Genomic DNA, 16,566 nt, shown 5'->3' with positions numbered 1-16,566 from the left:
TGGAGCCATATTACCAATTTAGGTTTGAATCTAAGGGCAAATTTTGCAACTGAGAATTCACCCAATTAGCCGCCGCCAAACCCGATCGCAAAGCACCTTCTATTTGACCTTCCCCGCACAAATCCCCCGCACAAACCAACGGCAAAGTCCCCTCCGCAGGCAAACAAGAAACAGGCAAAGGATTTCGACAAAAAGCATAGCGCCAGCGGTGAACCTGCAACCATTCCGGCTCTTTGAGCCAAGAAATTAAATATTCAGAAGTGCGAGCGAGCAATTCTTGACCGACTGTTGGCAAATCGGCAGATTCTAGATGGCGATCGGCAAAATTTGCGCTGCTGTGAACCACAAACACCGGCTGCAGCGGATCGAGCCGTTTGCTGCTATCTAAACCAACCCAAGCTAAATCAGAATTGTCGGGAAAAGAAACAGATTTCCACTGCGGATTTAGATTACTTAAATCTTGCTGTTGTGCCGCAGAATAGCCAGCCATAACCGTAATGCAAGGCTCGTACTCCACAGAACGCAATTTGTCAATGAAATCAGATTTCAAACCGATTTCCGCATCCAAAAACATTAAAGCTTGAGGTGCAGGAATTGCCACAACCACAGCCTTAGCAATCAATTCTTGAGGTATCTCTAAATTGCTGTCAGTGACTTCTAGGGAAAGATGCCAGCTTTGGTTATCTGTAGTAGAAATAGCTTGTACGCGGCGGCCAAACCAAATCTCTAAATTCTCCGCCAGATACTTACCGATAGCATTCATACCCGCAGGTGAGACATAACAAGAACTAGCAATAGCAGAAAGTTTCCCCTGTCTGAATTCCCAGACAGTATCAGTCCAGAGTTTGAGGATGTGGCGATCGACCAAAACCTCAATTAACCCCTGCACCGCATCCCCCTGCGGTTCCAGATACCGCGCCCCGTGATCTGCCCTCGTACCCTGTACGCGGCGGGTAGCAACACGTCCCCCCGCCCCGCGAGATTTCTCAACAACAGCCACAGAATAACCAGCTTGACGCAACCGTTGAGCGCAACTGAGCCCCGCCATACCCGCACCAATCACCGCAACATCGAACATAATTGGACTTTCAGATACATTACTTACCGGACTTTTTCTAGGAAATAAGCCTTAAGATGATTTCTTAACGTGCAGTTAATTTGCGATAGCAACGAGCGGTGATTAAATGAGGGTGAAAAACCTCGATAAAATTCGACTGAAGTTTAGTAAAAAATGTGTTCATCTCTTGCTTATCTTCTAAATGAAAAGGAAATTCTTGATTAAAACCTTTAAAGAAATACCAGTTAAGGATAATCTTCCCTGACGGAGCCAGCATTTGGTGAAAATCCATCAGTTGCTGACTGGGATTGACTAAATGTTCCATCACATCTAAACAAATAATCGTATCGAAAACCTCTGTGGGAGATACTTCCAGACTACAAGAAATTTTCTCACTCAATCCTAACTTAGCAGCTCGGCTTTGAACAAAATTGCAATTTATGGGGTTAAGATCGCAATAGACTACTTGTTCTACTTGAGGACAAAGAGCTGCTGCAATAGCATGAGTGCCAATACCGCCGCCAAAATCTAAAACTCGACCGACAGCCATATCTGATATTAATGTTAAAGTACCTCCTATGTAATCCTGATTGGACATATGCCAAGCTCCGAGGTCAAATAGGTAAGCTTGGCCGACTCGATCGCGATAAAACTCGCTAGCTTTTTCCCAATCAAAATCCCGATGTCCTATTTCTTTTAGGGATTGTTGACCGAGGGCTAGCTCTTGTTCAATTGTTTCTAAATCTAAATTTAAAAAATCCTGTAGATGCTGCTTGAGATTGAAAGTATCTTGCCAATATCCCTGCAAAAAAGACGGTGCGACAGAAGAAGACATCATTTACTTTGTTCTAAAAAAACCAAACTCATTATAGGATTAACTGACATTTTTGAACAGAACTACACTAAATTATTTTTCTTTTGTTTATAGCGAATAAAATAGTGGGCGTTCAGGGCGACGGTTTGACTCCTCAAGCTGCGGGGTTGCAGACGTACCGAGGGGTTCCGGGTTGGCTGTTGGGCATCTAAATTGTATTTTTAGGATCGGCGGGACACCAAACTTGACTGTAAAATTGAGATGCGCGTCCGCCGATCGATGTAGCTGCTGAGGTTATAGCTTCTAGCAGTCGGATCTTCTGTGCAAATCCTGCCGATCGTCCTGCGCCCGGTAGTAGAATAAGGGACAGCACGAATCCATGATTAAGACAAGATAAAAAAAGCCACTGTAGGTAAATACTAAATCCCACTGGTTGTCAATCAGCAGCCATCTAAAATCTAAAATCTAAAATCTAAAATCGAATACGGGAGGGCAAAATTTTGGACGAACTCAGAGCAGCACTCGAATTGACAACAGAAGAAGAATTGCAGCAACTAACAGAACTTCTGTTCAGCCGCAAGTTTAACCCTTTAGATTACGTGCAAACCCCCGCACCGATAGATGTACAAAGTCGCGATCGCGAAGCATGGCTCGACGCCGTAGAACAGCGGTTTCGCTATCTTGCAGCCGACGGGTTGACGGTACTCAGAGGGCGAACCCAACAAGTAACTTACAGACAAGCACTCATTCAAGTTTGTCGCTATCTCAAAATCCCTTATCCCAGACAGTTGTCAACCACCGACTTAGAGGCAGAAGTATTTCTGCACTTAATGGGCCGCGCCTGGAAGCGTTTACCTGCAGATGAACAGCAAGCGCTGACAGTGCGCGTACAGCGAGCGATCGTTGATTCTAAACTCTCAGAACCCCTGCCAATTTCTGCTGAAAAAGACCCGCTGGGTTTACTGTTCAAAGGCGGCAGCGCTTTAGCTGTTAGTTCCATCTTAAAACCAATGCTGCTCAAACTAATGGCAAATCAATTTGCGCTGCATTTTGCCACCTATCAAATGGCAAAACAAGGAGTGCTTGCAGGCACTGCAACTGCCGCAACCCAGTTTCAAAATTATGTCGCAATTCAGACAGCGCGGCGCGGTATGGCGGTGAGTGCCGCCCGTTACGGTGCGACGCGGAGCGTATTTTCGTTAGTCGGCCCGGTGATGTGGACTTGGTTTTTAGCGGATTTGGGTTGGCGATCGATTTCCACGAACTACGGCCGCATTATCCCGACCATTTTTGCCCTCGCTCAAATACGCCTGACGCGATCGGAATGCGTTTGGGAACTAGCTTAACGATGGTAAATTGTAGATTTTAGATTTGAGATTGGGAGTGTGGGTGAATATCAAAAAACGGTTGAAATTAGCTGCCAAACAGACAGCCAAAAATCTCAAGTCTCGCCTCCAAAAACATCCAGATCCCCGCCTGCAAATCCCTTGGAATTTCGCCCAAGTGGGGATGCTGATTTTTCCCTTAATTCCGATTTTGGGAGCTTTAGGTTTATTCCTGGGATTGGCCGGCACTTGCAAGCAAAAGTTCCGTCAAATTACTCGCCGCCCGTTGAATCGAGGATTCGCAATTCTGAGCGCGCTGCTAGTCATCACAGCGCTTTTTGCCAACAACCGCAGCGAGGCTTTTTTAGGGTTGTACAATTTCTTGCCGTTCTTTATATTGTTTGCCGCTTTCAGCAGTTTAATTCAAACTTCGGCTCAGTTGCGACAATTGTCTTGGATGATTGTAATTAGTTCAATTCCCGTGATAATTTTAGGTCTGGGACAGCAATTTTTAGGTTGGAGCGGCATCGATCAATTGCAGCCTGTTTTTGGCTGGGTACTCGAACCCCAAGGCAATCCCCCCGGCCGCATGGCTTCTGTATTTATGTACGCAAATATTTTAGCTTGCTATCTGACAATTGCTTTTATTTTAGCACTGGGACTGTGGATGGAAGAAGTCAGTTGTCAGTTGTCAGTTGGCAGTTGTCAGTTGGCAGTTGTCAGTCGTCACCAATTACCAATTCCCAATGCCCAATTCCCAATTCCCAATTACCGATTCCTATTTTTAAGTTTTGCAGCGATCGGAAATGGTGTTGCTTTGATTTTTACTAATTCTCGCAATGCTTGGGGACTGGCAGTTTTGGCAGTTTTGGCTTTGGCATTTTATGCGGGTTATAAAAAATTATTAACTGCGGTTTTGAGTGTGGCTAGCACAATTTTTTTGTCAGCCTTTGGCCCGGAACCACTGCGGCAATCTTTACGAATAATTGTCCCTGCTTTCTTTTGGGCTAGACTCACCGACGAAATGTTCCCAAATCGGCCGACAGCTACTTTGAGAAAAACTCAGTGGGAATTTGCTTGGTCAATGACTCAGCAGCGTCCTTGGACTGGTTGGGGATTGCGAAATTTTACGCCTCTCTATCAAGCTCAGATGCAAGAATGGCTGGGTCATCCTCACAGTTTGATGCTGATGTTGACTGCGGAAACAGGGATACCGGCAACGGTTTTGTTGTTTGGTTTAGTTGGCTGGGTTTTGGCTAGAGGTGTTTTACTGCTGGCGAATTGGCCGCTTTTTCCTGCGGATATCCAACACGAGGAAATAGCCACACAGAAAGTAGCGGAAAATGCTTTAGTGCTCAATCAAAAATCTATAAGTCATAGCAAAAATCAGGTAGTTTGTCAAGAGGTAAGAGCGGCCGAGCGCCTAATTTTTTTCAGTTATTTATTAGCCTTTGCTGCCTGTACGCTTTTTAACACTGTAGATGTGACGCTGTTTGATTTTCGAGTCAATACTACAAGCTGGTTGCTGTTAGCCGCAATTTGCGGAGTCAGCCAGAGGGAATAGGCGATCGGGCATTGGGCATCGGGCATAGGTTATTGGTTATTGGTTATTGCTTATTAGAACGAACAACCAACAACCAACTACTGACTAATGACTAATGACTACTGACTAATGACTTCCTTTATTCTACCGTCACCGACTTCGCCAAATTGCGCGGCTGATCCACATCCAAACCCCGACGCGCCGCAATGTGATAAGCCAACAATTGCAGCGGAATTACTGTCACAATCGGCGACAATAATTCATCCACCAAAGGCACTGGCAAAATGTGGTCAAAAATATCGGCTTCCGCCACACCTTGCTTCGGCGTAACACCAATTAAACGGGCGTCGCGGGCCTTGGCTTCCTGAGCGTTGGAAAGCACCTTTTCGTAGACGCTACCGGGCATGGCGATCGCCACTACAGGCACTTTCGCATCCAAAAGGGCGATCGGGCCGTGTTTCATCTCTCCCGCCGGATATCCTTCGGCGTGAATGTAGCTAATTTCCTTCAGTTTCAGCGCCCCTTCCAAAGCAATCGGAAAGTTAATTCCCCGCCCCAAAAAGATAAAATCTTGGGTTTCCGTGAATTGGTGGGACAATTCCTCCACATACTGTTCTTGAATCTCCAAAAACTTTTCAATTTCGGCCGGCAACTGGCGCAAACCAGTAATAATTTCTGCCAATCTCTCAGTGCTGATTGTTTGCCGCTGGTGCGCCAAATCCAAAGCTAAGAAATAGAATGCCATCAACTGAGTCACAAAAGTTTTAGTTGCAGCAACGCCGACTTCTATACCGGCGTGGGTATTGATTACGTGCGGCATCATGTGGGCGATCGAACTTTCGGTTCTGTTAGTAATGCCTAACATTCTCGCCCGAAATTTATCGGTAAAACCAGCGCGGCGCTGCTGTTCCATCCCCAAAGCAGCCAGCGTGTCCGCCGTTTCTCCCGACTGAGTTACCCCAATAGTTAAAGTATTTGCTGTCAGCGGTGCCGGTGCGTAGCGGTACTCAGAAGCGTACTGCACCGCAGTCGGAATATTAGCTAATTGTTCCAACAAATATTTGCCGATTAGCGAGGCGTGCCAGCTCGTTCCGCAGGCGAGAATGGAAATTTGTTCGACATCAGCGCAAAGTTCTTTGGGCAAGTTGAGATTGATGGGAGAGCGCGGATTTCCTGGCTGCCAATCGCTGTCTAAATAAGCCTCCAAACAAGCTCGGACTACGGCTGGCTGTTCATAAATCTCCTTGTGCATGAAGTGTTTGAAGCCTTGTTTTTCGACTAAAACCGGACTCCAACCAAGGATGCGCGGGCTTTTTTTCAGCCTTTCCCCTGCAAAGCTGTAAACTTCCACTCCCATCGAAGTTAGCCTTGCCAATTCGCCATTTTCCAAGGACAAAACAGTGCGGGTGTGAGATACTAAGGCCGGCGTGTCGGAAGCGCAGAAAAATTCGCCAGCACCAAAGCCAATCACCAAAGGAGCTTGCTGTCTGGCGACAATTATTTCCTCGGGAAAATCTGCACAGATAACGGCGATCGCAAAAGCTCCTTCTAATTTGTTTACCGCCTTTAAAACTGTTTCCAAAAACGATAAATCAGCAATTTTCTCTGTTTTTTTATCTTTTTCTTCTTGATTCTCCCTTCTTGCTTCTTTCAAAAATTCAGCTATTAAATGAGGGATAACTTCTGTATCGGTATCCGAGACAAATTTATGTCCCTTCGCTTTCAATTCTTTCCGCAACTCGCGATAATTTTCGACAATTCCATTTTGAACTACCGCAATTCGCCCGCTATTATCTAGGTGAGGGTGAGCGTTATATTCTTCTGGTTTGCCGTGAGTTGCCCAGCGGGTGTGTCCGATGCCGATGGGAGCCAGAGAGTCTATCTCTGCTAGCTTTTCCCGGAGGCTGTGCAATTTGCCCTTTGCTCGGATGCAGGTAATTTCTCCTTCGGAGATGGTAGCGAGGCCCGCTGAATCGTAGCCCCGGTATTCTAGTTTCTCTAATCCTGCTAGCAAAATCTCGCTTGCTGCTTGCGTGCCGATATAGCCAACGATTCCGCACATTTAACGTACTACTCCTGCTTAGCGATCGCAATAAAACTCAAGTTTTCTCATTTTTACCTTCTTCCGGCCCCAGAATGCAGATTCCGCGACAAAAAAAGAGGGGGCAATTTAATCGCCCCCTCTTTTGTGCCCCTAATTCGATCGGCGTGTCGATCGATATTTAGTAGGCTAGACCCATACTGCGAGTGGTTTCTGCTCCCAGGTAAACCCGGATGCTGAGAAAATCGGTAGGGCAAGCAGTTTCGCACCGCTTGCAGCCTACACAGTCTTCGGTGCGGGGAGATGAGGCAATCTGAGCTGCTTTGCAGCCATCCCAGGGCACCATCTCCAAAACGTCAGTCGGACAAGCGCGGACGCATTGAGTGCAGCCGATGCAAGTATCGTAAATTTTGACTGAATGAGACATTGAATAAAGGCTCCCAACGAGTCACTAAAAATTTGCTGCCTCTGCGAGTTAACAGATTTGACGGCGAGGTGCCACCGCTATAGCCTGCACAGAGAATTAAAGGTTAGTCTACCGCAGTGCCTGGAAGCACTTCGCGAAAAAGCGACAAAACTTCACAGTTATTCACGCTGGAAGTCTTAGAGAACCCTTTTGGACTCGATATCATTCGCCAACCGTTTGAGCATCAGCCCGATCGAATACAAATTGAGTTTCGCAGTGGCACTGGTGACACTGGCTTTTGTGCAATGGATCAAAAACGGCAAGCTGACTGGTATCAACGGCTAGATGTTGTTTGATGCCATTGGTGCATTTGTAATGGCAGAAGCCTTTAGACTCGACACTCCCAAATTGCACGTATTTTTCGCCGCTACACCGAGCTATTAGAGGAATTCTAGCCGTTTGTTAATCAATTTTACGCTGTGAGGTAATGAAGGGAGATCGGGGAGCCAAGAAGAAACCTACGAGACTAGCGAAGAGAATCGGTGTAAAAGTGCTGAATCCTGTCAATTTGGCGAGTAGCAGAGTTGTACTAATTGGAGTTCGAGTAACTGTTGAATTCAGAGCAGCCATTACACAAATCATTGCCAAAGTCTCGTTGGATGCGGGATTAATGATAGCGATTGCCTTGCCTAAACAGGCTCCTATAAAAAACAGTGGGATGATAATCCCCCCCCGCCAGCCTCCATTTACAGTCGTACTAATGGCAAACACTTTAGCAATAACTAAAGTTAAGAGAAATCCCAAAGAAAAGTTTCCCTCAACAATTTTTTCAATTTGATGTTCACCAAAGAAACGAGTGAGCGGAAATAAAGCTGATAAAACACCAAGTCCTAGTCCAGCTAAAGTAGTACGCACATAGATTGGACTGGGTATCGAATCAAACAAGCGACCTACACTGCGAAATATAGCGATAAAAAGCCACCCCACGATCGCACCTACGATTCCATAAGCAATCGCTGCGCCAAAGTCATACAAGCTGTCCACATTGTATTGAGGAAAATGCCAGGTAGGGCCAATTCCAAGCTGGGTAATTGCTACAAAGATAGTGTAACTTGCACAACTTGCCACGACAGCAGGCAATATTGCTTCAAAATACTCCACAACATTCTGATGATGCAAGATTTCTAAAGCAAAAAAAGTACCACCCAATGGAGCGCCGAACAAAACTGTAAAACCAGATGCCATGCCAGCAATACTCAAAGTTCGTAGTGCCTCTCCGCGCAATTGAAAGCGATCGGCTAACCACGTACCAATTGAACCTGTGACTTGCACCATTGGTGCTTCTGGACCAGCACTGCCTCCACTTGCAATACTGATTAGCGACGACAGAATCATCGAAGGATTCTCGTTCATGGGTAATCGCCCACCATTGAGATGAATATTGTCAATAATCAATCCTATTTCGCCAGGATTTCCCAGCCAATGAATGAGCAAACCGATGAGCAAACCAGCAAGGGGCATGATGATTAGTAGAGAAAGTCCACTAAAATATTCAAATCCCAGCATTATGTAAGACAAAAATACCCAATAACTTGCAGCAAACAAACCACAAATGATTCCTAGCATGGCCCATATCAATACCGGACGTGTGAGATTTATTGGATTTCGTTTCATTGCTTGTTCCTTGTCTCTAACTAGGAAGTTAGGAAGTCTTAAAACTATTTTGTATAATAGTATACAGCTTTTGTGGTCTGCATATGAACCTACTAACCACACTTGCTTTTGAGTGTAAATCTGGCGATCGAATGCGCTTTAACAATCGCAGTCTACCAACGGCAGTCCAGGACTGAACTCAAAAATGTACGAGCGCGATCGAGCGGGACGCAAGCACTCGCGTATAATTCCGATCTAACCGGATTTGATATGAGAAAAAACTAAAGTCCTTACTACCCACCTGGATTTGATAGGAGAAAGGACTAAAGTCATTACTACAAACCCGCGCAAATCGATCGACTAAAAGCCTAATTTTTCTAACACGGGCTTAGTTGAAACAATATGTCGATCAAGTCCTAGTTTTTTCGGCTCCACACCCAAAGCCAAAGCTACCAATTGCGACAAATGCAACACGGGCAAACCTAACCTCCGCCCGATTACTTTTTCCACCTCCGGCTGCCGCGAATCCAAATTTAAATGACAAAGCGGACAAGGCGTTACCATACAATCAGCGCCATTGTCAAGAGCATCTTGAATATGTTTGCCTGCCATCTGAAAAGATTGGTTAGTGGCATAACTCGCCAACGGCCAGCCACAGCACTGCGTGCGCCCTCGATAGTAAACCGGAGTTGCCCCGATCGCCCGAAACACATTTTCCATCGATTCCGGTTGGTGCGGGTCATCGTAAAGCAGCTTATCCTGAGCTCGCAGCAGATAGCACCCGTAAAAAGACGCGCACTTCAAACCGGAAAGCTTGCGCGTGACTCGCTTCTGCACCTCGTCGAGCCCGTAATCGGCAACGATCGCCCACAACAGATGTTTCACCTCGGTACTGCCTTTGTAAGGCGAACAGCCTTGTTTTTCCAGTAAACCGTTGACTTTTTCTATGTAGTTGGGATCGGTTTTCTGAGATTCCTTGAGGCGATCGTCCACATGACCGATTACCCCTTGACAAGTGCTGCAATGCGTCAGTAAAGGCAGATTCAATTCCTCAGCCAAAGCAATATTGCGGGCGTTGACGGTATCTTCCAGCAACTGCGAATCTTCCTTAAAAGTGCCAGAACCGCAGCAGGAAGCTTTTTTGAGTTCCACCAGTTCGATGCCCAAAGCTTGAGTCAGGGCTTGGGTAGACAGGTAAAGTTCGCGGGCGGCCCCTTGGGCGACGCAACCGGGAAAATAAGCATATTTGAGATTTGGGGATGGCATAATCGTTTCTGCAGGGGACACAAGGTTCGGGAAAAGAAAGGAGGGCGATCGAAGTTGGGATGCTTCCTGCTTCGTTTACCCTCTCCATATCCTTACCTAGTTTTAGACAATTATTATCGATGAGGACGCAGTTTTCAGGTCGGTGGCGGGGCGATCGCGCTAATCTGCTTAAGGCGCTTTTGGGAAAATTGCATCGCTGATGGTTCGTCTAGACACTGGAAGCGATCGCACCGTCAAAGTTATGTATCTGCGATTACTGCTGGGCAAGCAAAAATGAGTTACTAAGTTTGTCAGTTCCCAAAGGCGAAGGGCGAGCGCATTAGCATAAGTAATTGTTAGGCGATCGAGCATAACACATCGTTACAGCCGACCCATTAGAGTGTTATGATTCAAGAGTAAATAAGCCAAGGTGGCTGAACAAAACCGTTAGCTTGCTGGGTTATCGGTGGGACTGTACTTCAATGCTGTCGGTAGTTGCAAAATCATCTGGTTCCAGACATAGCGGTAGTTTATGATACTGCTTTTCATCTCAGCCAAGATGTCAAATCATGCAGTCGGGCCAAGCACAATTCCCCCAAACCGTCACAATTTACAAAGCTTCTCAAAAAGATCGAGGGCCAAAGTTACTGGAGGAGGGGTTTCAACCCACTGATTTTTCCTACAGTTCTCCCTACCTTGATGGGAATTGCTACTTTGCTTATCCAAATGACAGAAGTATTGCCGAGGAGTTCAATCACAACTTCAAGAAGGCGTTCTTGAAGTTGTGATGATCGGGCAAGCTACGATCGAGATTTCAAAACGCTTGAGTATCGCTAGGATAAAAATGACTATTTTGAGCGGATTGAGGTAGTCCTTAGCCACCCATACTGCCTAAACATGAATGATTTGGAGGGAATTCAATAATGTTAAACTCAATAATGTTCGACTGGCAACAGTTAGCCCAGATCAAAGAGCTCAAAGAGTATTTTGAAACTGATTTCCACGGATTTAGTAAACGGATTGAGCATCATATTCATGACTTGCAGAAAATCGAATCAAGTGAGCTTGACAAACTCGCAATTTTACGAGTCCTTGAAGTTACAAATGGTTGCACTCAATGGGGATTTAGAAGAAAAGATGAGGGATGCTTATCAGTTGAACAGACCCGTGAATGCATGAAGAAGGTGATTGGATTTATTCAAGATAAAAAAATCGACTTCCCAAGTGGAGAGTCTATTCATTTTACTTCATCCATTCAACAATTGATTGAGGAGGGACGTGGGCTTTACCAAGATGCATTCAAGAAAAATATTGTCGGTAAAGAGAAAGAATACTATGCATATTCGACGGCTCAGTTCTTAGTATACGGTCGCCCACGTTTGAATGCTGCACTTCAATTAGTAAAACAGGAGTTTGAATCTCTGTTTACCACGTACTATATCGAAAAAGGTCGCAATTATATTGCCCCCTATATGGAGGCGCTTCTTCCTGAAAATCCATGAAATGAGGGGAATCATCCACAATTGATGGACAAAGTGCAATCTCTGATCCTGTAAGTAGAGTTGATGTTAAGCTGTCTAACAATTCGCTTGGAGCCGACTGGCGAAAGTCACTGGTGTAGATGCAATGGTTTTGACAGCCCCTCAAGCACACCGTTAGGCGGAACAGAGCGCGCCTGTTAAATTTGTCTTTTCTCAGCCGAGATTAAGCAAAGCAAAGATGGTTGGCTTTGTTGTTGAGTCCAGAGAAGCTATGGGCGATCGCGAAACATAAGTAATTGTGAAGTGATGGGTGTATAACATATCCTTGGATCGGACAAAAGTGATATCTTGGTGTTGAGATCGAGGCGCTCGTTTGCCACTCAATTCCGCCCTTATGTGTAGGGAAGGAATATGAAGAAGGTTTTTATCGTAGGCGCATCCGGGAAACTCGGGCAGTACATGGTGCAGCAGGCGCTAAATAGGGGCTAAGAGGTGGTTTGTGTTTGTCGGGAACGCAGCGTAGGCAAACTCCATCGTTGTACAGATGCGATGTACAGATGCGATACTTCCATTGAGTCCGTTGAGGTTATCTGAGTGCGAGCGCAAGTAGGAAAGCAAGACGGATCGTATGCGTTTAGGCGTTGCTTTTGAGAATTTCTAGGGGACAAGCAGTCACTAGGGCATGATCTCTGGCAGATAGTCATTCAATCAGTCCGGGACGCAAAAATTGCTTTGCAACACTATTGGTAGCGGTAAGGTACGGTGTGCACCGCCAGATAGAGTTTATGCCTCCAGAACTATTCAAATAGCGATCGCCACCCCATAACAGTCCTAGAGTTGCTGCGATCGTCCGTGTCCCAATTGTCGCTGGCCCGTGTCACTTAGAAAAGCGGCCAGCCTTTCTCTTGCCGATCCCCCTTTCGGATAAGATTAGATACGCAGCAACCAATGAGGACACGATGTTATGAGTCAAGACGACATTTTTGCTAGAGTCAAGAAAATTGTGGCTGATCAATTGGAAGTCGATCCAAGCGAAGTCAAGCCCGAAGCCAACTTTGCTAACGATTTAGGAGCAGATTCCTTAGATACAGTAGAGCTGGTCATGGCCTTGGAAGAAGAGTTTGATATTGAAATTCCCGACGAAGCAGCCGAAGGAATTACTACAGTTCAAGCTTCTGTAGATTTCATCAGCAGCCAACTTGCAGCTCCAAAAGCATAAAATACCTGTCTTTTCCCCTAAGAGGAGAGAAGTTAGAAAACTGGAAACTCCTCTTTTGTTCTGCGTTCTGGGTGTTTAATTTTTTGAAACTGAAATCATGACAAATTTAGAGCGTAAGCGCGTTGTTATTACGGGTCTCGGCGCGATTACACCGATCGGCAATACCTTGTCCGAGTATTGGGACGGGTTGCTTGCCGGGAAGAATGGTATAGGCCCGATCACCTTATTCGACCCGTCGCGGCACGACTGCCGCTTTGCCGCAGAGGTGAAAGGTTACGACCCACACGACTATTTAGAGCGCAAGGAAGCAAAGCGGATGGATCGCTTTGCTCAATTTGGGGTGTCAGCTAGCAAACAAGCTCTTGCTGATGCGAAGTTTGAGATTAACGACCTGAACGCAGAACAGGTGGGTGTCATTCTTGGCACTGGCATTGGCGGCCTGAAGGTTTTGGAAGACCAGCAAGAGATTTATCTGAATCGCGGCCCCGATCGATGCAGCCCGTTTATGATTCCCATGATGATTGCGAATATGGCCGCGGGCCTGACGGCGATTCACACGGGCGCTAAAGGGCCAAACTCTTGCACGGTGACGGCCTGCGCTGCCGGGTCAAATGCCGTGGGCGATGCGTTTCGCTTAGTTCAGGCGGGTTACGCCCAAGCCATGATTTGCGGCGGTACAGAAGCTGCGGTGACACCTTTGTGCGTGGCAGGTTTTGCTGCGGCGAGGGCGCTTTCGACTCGCAATGATGACCCGACTCATGCTTCTCGTCCGTTCGATCGCGATCGGGATGGTTTTGTCGTCGGCGAAGGTGCTGGCATTCTGATTCTAGAAGAAATGGAACACGCTCTGGCGCGTGGCGCGAAGATTTACGCAGAAATCGTCGGCTACGGTTTAACTTGCGATGCGTATCACATGACTTCTCCGGTACCGGGGGGGAACGGTGCGTCGCGCGCGATGGCTTTAGCGCTCAAGGATGGGGGTTTGACGCCGGATCAAGTGAGCTATATCAACGCTCACGGCACGAGCACGCTTCCCAACGATTCTACTGAAACAAAAGCGATTAAAAAGACCTTGGGAGACCATGCTTACAAAGTAGCAATTAGTTCTACCAAGTCAATGACTGGTCATCTTTTGGGCGGTTCTGGGGGAATTGAGGCGGTGGCGACGGTAATGGCGATCGCCAATGACAAAATCCCGCCGACAATTAATCTGGAAAACCCAGATCCTGAGTGCGATTTGGACTATGTTCCTCATACAAGTCGCGATCTAAAAGTTGATGTAGCGCTGTCGAATTCCTTTGGATTTGGCGGCCACAACGTGACTCTGGCATTCAAGAAGTTTGTTCAGTAACAGCTAATCCAAAATCGAGAGTTAAAAGGTAAAAAATTAATTTTTCACCTCTGTAGGGTAGGCATCTTGCCTACCCTAACTTTCTGAAGTATAACCGGAGCGATCGTATGAATCAACCAATTATTCGATTTTTGACAACCAAGAATTATAAAAATCTACACTTAGATCCATCTGTAAATTTAAACAACCTTAATATATTTATCGGCTCAAACGGTTCAGGCAAAAGCAATTTCATCAGTTGTTTAAAATTTTTAAAAGATTGCCTAATAGCTATTCCTGACGCAAATCGGGACGTGAGTAGTTTTGAGGATGCTGTTTCTAAAATTGGTGGTGGTAGAATTTTAGATGTCAATGTTGAAAGTCCAGCGAAGGTCAGTATAGCTTGCTGTTTTTCGCAAATTAACCAAACTGGTAATCTTCAAAAAGACAGCGCAATCCTGGATTTCAAACTTTATACCGATCGAGAAAAAGTAAGGTCGAGCATCTCTGAAGAATATCTGTATGGCGGAGAAGATTTGCAGGAAACTTCCAGCAGGCAACCTTTCTATTACTATAAATTGCATAACAGAGAATTAGGGCAAGGAGTTTTATCTGTTTACAAGTCTCTCGGTCAAGAGCCAACTCAGTTTGAACCTTTAGATAACATTCCTACCAATTCTTTTGGTTTGTTGACAATTCCGACACTGCTTGAAAATAGTCTATTACCACCAGAAACTACACCTATTTACAAAATTAGAAGAGAATTAATTGAATTTATTTCAAAATGGCAATTTTATAATGCCAATAACATGAATTTGAATTCAATTAGAACCGCCGAACCTAAAATAGGTGGAAGTGATATTTACTTATCTGCTTCGGGAGATAATCTGCCTTTAGTATTGTACAATTTAAACCAAAAATCTATCAATTTTGAAGATAGCATTAACGAGGCAATGAAGTCCATCCTGCCAAAAACTCGTCGCCTTAGAGCTTTACCTTCTGGTCGCCTATCTCTCACTGTAGAATGGTATTTTGAAGGTATTGATTATGAAGCATTTTACCTAAATGAAATGTCGGATGGAACTGTCAGGATGCTTTGTTGGGCAACTATATTACATTCTCCACTTCTTCCTTCTTTGATAGTCATTGATGAACCAGAATTAGGATTGCACGTATCGTGGATGCCAGTTTTAGCTGAGTGGATTAAAAAAGCTGCGACAAAAACTCAGATAATTATTACCACGCATAGTCCCGACCTTTTAGATTACTTTACCGATCGTTTAGAGAATGTTCTTTGTTTTTATCCCGAAAACAGAACGTATTTCTCAGTCAAATCTCTTTCAAAAGAACTGCTGGAGCCAAAACTTGAAGAGGGATGGCAATTGGGCGACTTATACCGTGTTGGCGATCCAAGCATTGGAGGATGGCCGTGGTAGTGTGGGTTTTCTCTGGTGGCGGTGAGGCTGAGGTTAGAGGATTCTTTCCTTTTTTAGAAAAAACTTTTCCGGGCTGTAGATTTGAACGAAAAACACCAGTTCGTCAAAAACCCGGCCCTAAAGCTAATAAAGCAGGTAGTTATGGAAGAACAGGTCAAAGCTTAATCGAGCAAATAAAGCAAGAATTACCGATCGCCTTAAAAGCGGAAGCAAATAAATGCGACTTGATTTTAGTTTTTGACGATTTGGATTGTCGCGATTCTCAGACACAAAAATCAAAAATATTGTCAGAGATATCAAAAATACGAGAATGTGCTGACATCGGAAAATTTGTTGGGTTTGCCGCGCCGGAAATCGAAGCTTGGATTATTGCTGATTGGAATAATTCAATAGCTAAACATTCAGATTTTCGAGGCAAAAGACATGAACGGATGCGTTGGTGGCTGAGTACACAAAGAAAAGTTTCTTTTGAGAATCCAGAAGCATTTAGTGAATACGATGCTGAAAAAGATTGCTGTCGAGAAAAACTATCAGAATATTTAATTGAGTCAAGTGTTCAAGATGAAGTCGATCGCGATAAAGCACGCTTTTCTAAAGGAGATCATACTCCTTTGCTATTGAGGGAAATCGATCCAAATGAAGTCCAGAAAAAATGTCCCTTATTTCGCGAACTCTATAACTATCTCAATAATTTTTGTCGTTGTCCATAAAGGGTCAGATAAAAATTTATTTAGGTAAACTGTAAGCCAACTTTTGCAAAGCATTAGTAGTGTTAAATTAGATTTTCCCCAAACAAAAAGCGCCCCTATTTCTAGGAGCGCTATTTGTCAATCTCAGACTAAAACTTAGCCATTGATAGAAGGAGCTACCATTGCTACAGGAGTGACTTCACTAGCAGCCAAATCGAGAGGGAAGTTGTGAGCATTGCGCTCGTGCATCACTTCCATACCCAAGTTAGCGCGGTTGATGACATCAGCCCAAGTATTGATGACACGACCTTGCGAGTCGATAATCGA

Annotated in this window: 14 protein-coding genes and 1 pseudogene; 8 read left to right on the top strand and 7 right to left on the bottom strand. The window is 45.2% G+C overall.

Annotated elements, in window-relative coordinates; all coding sequences use genetic code 11:
* Window positions 1-10: 10 nt before the first annotated feature.
* Window positions 11-1,078, bottom strand: a complete 1,068-nt coding sequence (locus tag QUB08_RS10270; RefSeq protein WP_333224647.1) for an FAD-dependent oxidoreductase — start codon at window positions 1,076-1,078, stop codon at window positions 11-13.
* Between the two features lie 64 nt (window positions 1,079-1,142).
* The gene (locus QUB08_RS10265; protein ID WP_333224646.1) at window positions 1,143-1,895 is read right to left on the bottom strand and encodes a methyltransferase domain-containing protein; all 753 of its coding nucleotides are present in this window, start codon (window positions 1,893-1,895) and stop codon (window positions 1,143-1,145) included.
* A 476-nt stretch (window positions 1,896-2,371) separates the two neighbouring features.
* Here QUB08_RS10265 and QUB08_RS10260 point away from each other — a divergent pair, with 476 nt between their 5' ends.
* Both QUB08_RS10260 and QUB08_RS10255 read left to right on the top strand, forming a co-directional pair.
* Window positions 2,372-3,217: a YaaW family protein gene (locus QUB08_RS10260; RefSeq protein WP_333218159.1), complete on the top strand. Its 846-nt coding sequence runs from the start codon at window positions 2,372-2,374 to the stop codon at window positions 3,215-3,217.
* A gap of 43 nt (window positions 3,218-3,260) precedes the next feature.
* A complete protein-coding gene (locus QUB08_RS10255) occupies window positions 3,261-4,760 on the top strand; it encodes an O-antigen ligase family protein (protein ID WP_333224645.1) in 1,500 nt (499 codons plus the stop codon).
* A gap of 118 nt (window positions 4,761-4,878) precedes the next feature.
* On the opposite strand, the gene glmS is transcribed toward QUB08_RS10255, so the two are convergent.
* A complete protein-coding gene (gene glmS, locus QUB08_RS10250; protein ID WP_333224644.1) occupies window positions 4,879-6,801 on the bottom strand; it encodes a glutamine--fructose-6-phosphate transaminase (isomerizing) in 1,923 nt (640 codons plus the stop codon).
* A 160-nt stretch (window positions 6,802-6,961) separates the two neighbouring features.
* On the bottom strand, window positions 6,962-7,207 hold the full coding sequence (gene psaC / locus QUB08_RS10245) for a photosystem I iron-sulfur center protein PsaC (RefSeq protein WP_015175986.1): 246 nt from the start codon (window positions 7,205-7,207) through the stop codon (window positions 6,962-6,964).
* Between the two features lie 116 nt (window positions 7,208-7,323).
* Between psaC and QUB08_RS10240 the strand changes: the two genes are divergently transcribed.
* Entirely contained in the window at window positions 7,324-7,542 is a 219-nt protein-coding gene (locus QUB08_RS10240) for a hypothetical protein (RefSeq protein ID WP_333224643.1), read from the top strand.
* A 106-nt stretch (window positions 7,543-7,648) separates the two neighbouring features.
* Here QUB08_RS10240 and QUB08_RS10235 read toward each other — a convergent pair whose 3' ends face one another.
* Together QUB08_RS10235 and QUB08_RS10230 are read right to left on the bottom strand one after the other, a co-directional pair.
* The gene (locus tag QUB08_RS10235; protein WP_333224642.1) at window positions 7,649-8,860 is read right to left on the bottom strand and encodes a chloride channel protein; all 1,212 of its coding nucleotides are present in this window, start codon (window positions 8,858-8,860) and stop codon (window positions 7,649-7,651) included.
* A gap of 339 nt (window positions 8,861-9,199) precedes the next feature.
* Entirely contained in the window at window positions 9,200-10,105 is a 906-nt protein-coding gene (locus tag QUB08_RS10230; RefSeq protein ID WP_333224641.1) for a CoB--CoM heterodisulfide reductase iron-sulfur subunit B family protein, read from the bottom strand.
* A gap of 902 nt (window positions 10,106-11,007) precedes the next feature.
* Here QUB08_RS10230 and QUB08_RS10225 point away from each other — a divergent pair.
* From QUB08_RS10225 to QUB08_RS10205, 5 genes are all read left to right on the top strand, one after another.
* Complete coding sequence (locus tag QUB08_RS10225; protein WP_333224640.1) at window positions 11,008-11,586, top strand: hypothetical protein; 579 nt, start codon at window positions 11,008-11,010, stop codon at window positions 11,584-11,586.
* Between the two features lie 943 nt (window positions 11,587-12,529).
* On the top strand, window positions 12,530-12,784 hold the full coding sequence (acpP, locus tag QUB08_RS10220) for an acyl carrier protein (RefSeq protein WP_333104466.1): 255 nt from the start codon (window positions 12,530-12,532) through the stop codon (window positions 12,782-12,784).
* Between the two features lie 97 nt (window positions 12,785-12,881).
* Window positions 12,882-14,135 (top strand): beta-ketoacyl-ACP synthase II, encoded by a 1,254-nt coding sequence (gene fabF / locus QUB08_RS10215; protein WP_333224639.1) that lies wholly within the window; start codon window positions 12,882-12,884, stop codon window positions 14,133-14,135.
* Between the two features lie 107 nt (window positions 14,136-14,242).
* Window positions 14,243-15,550 (top strand): AAA family ATPase, encoded by a 1,308-nt coding sequence (locus tag QUB08_RS10210; protein ID WP_333224638.1) that lies wholly within the window; start codon window positions 14,243-14,245, stop codon window positions 15,548-15,550.
* Window positions 15,538-16,260, top strand: coding sequence for a DUF4276 family protein (locus QUB08_RS10205; RefSeq protein ID WP_333224637.1), 723 nt, complete (start codon window positions 15,538-15,540; stop codon window positions 16,258-16,260). The genes QUB08_RS10210 and QUB08_RS10205 overlap by 13 nt, the downstream gene beginning before the upstream one ends.
* 135 nt (window positions 16,261-16,395) lie before the next feature.
* Here QUB08_RS10205 and QUB08_RS10200 read toward each other — a convergent pair.
* Window positions 16,396-16,566, bottom strand: a pseudogene (locus QUB08_RS10200) (photosystem II q(b) protein); the annotation flags it as partial.

The organism is Microcoleus sp. BR0-C5, assembly GCF_036705045.1.
In the GTDB taxonomy this organism is placed as follows: domain Bacteria; phylum Cyanobacteriota; class Cyanobacteriia; order Cyanobacteriales; family Microcoleaceae; genus Microcoleus.
Note: the sequence above shows the minus strand (reverse complement) of the source record. Positions and strands in the feature narration are given on the sequence as shown.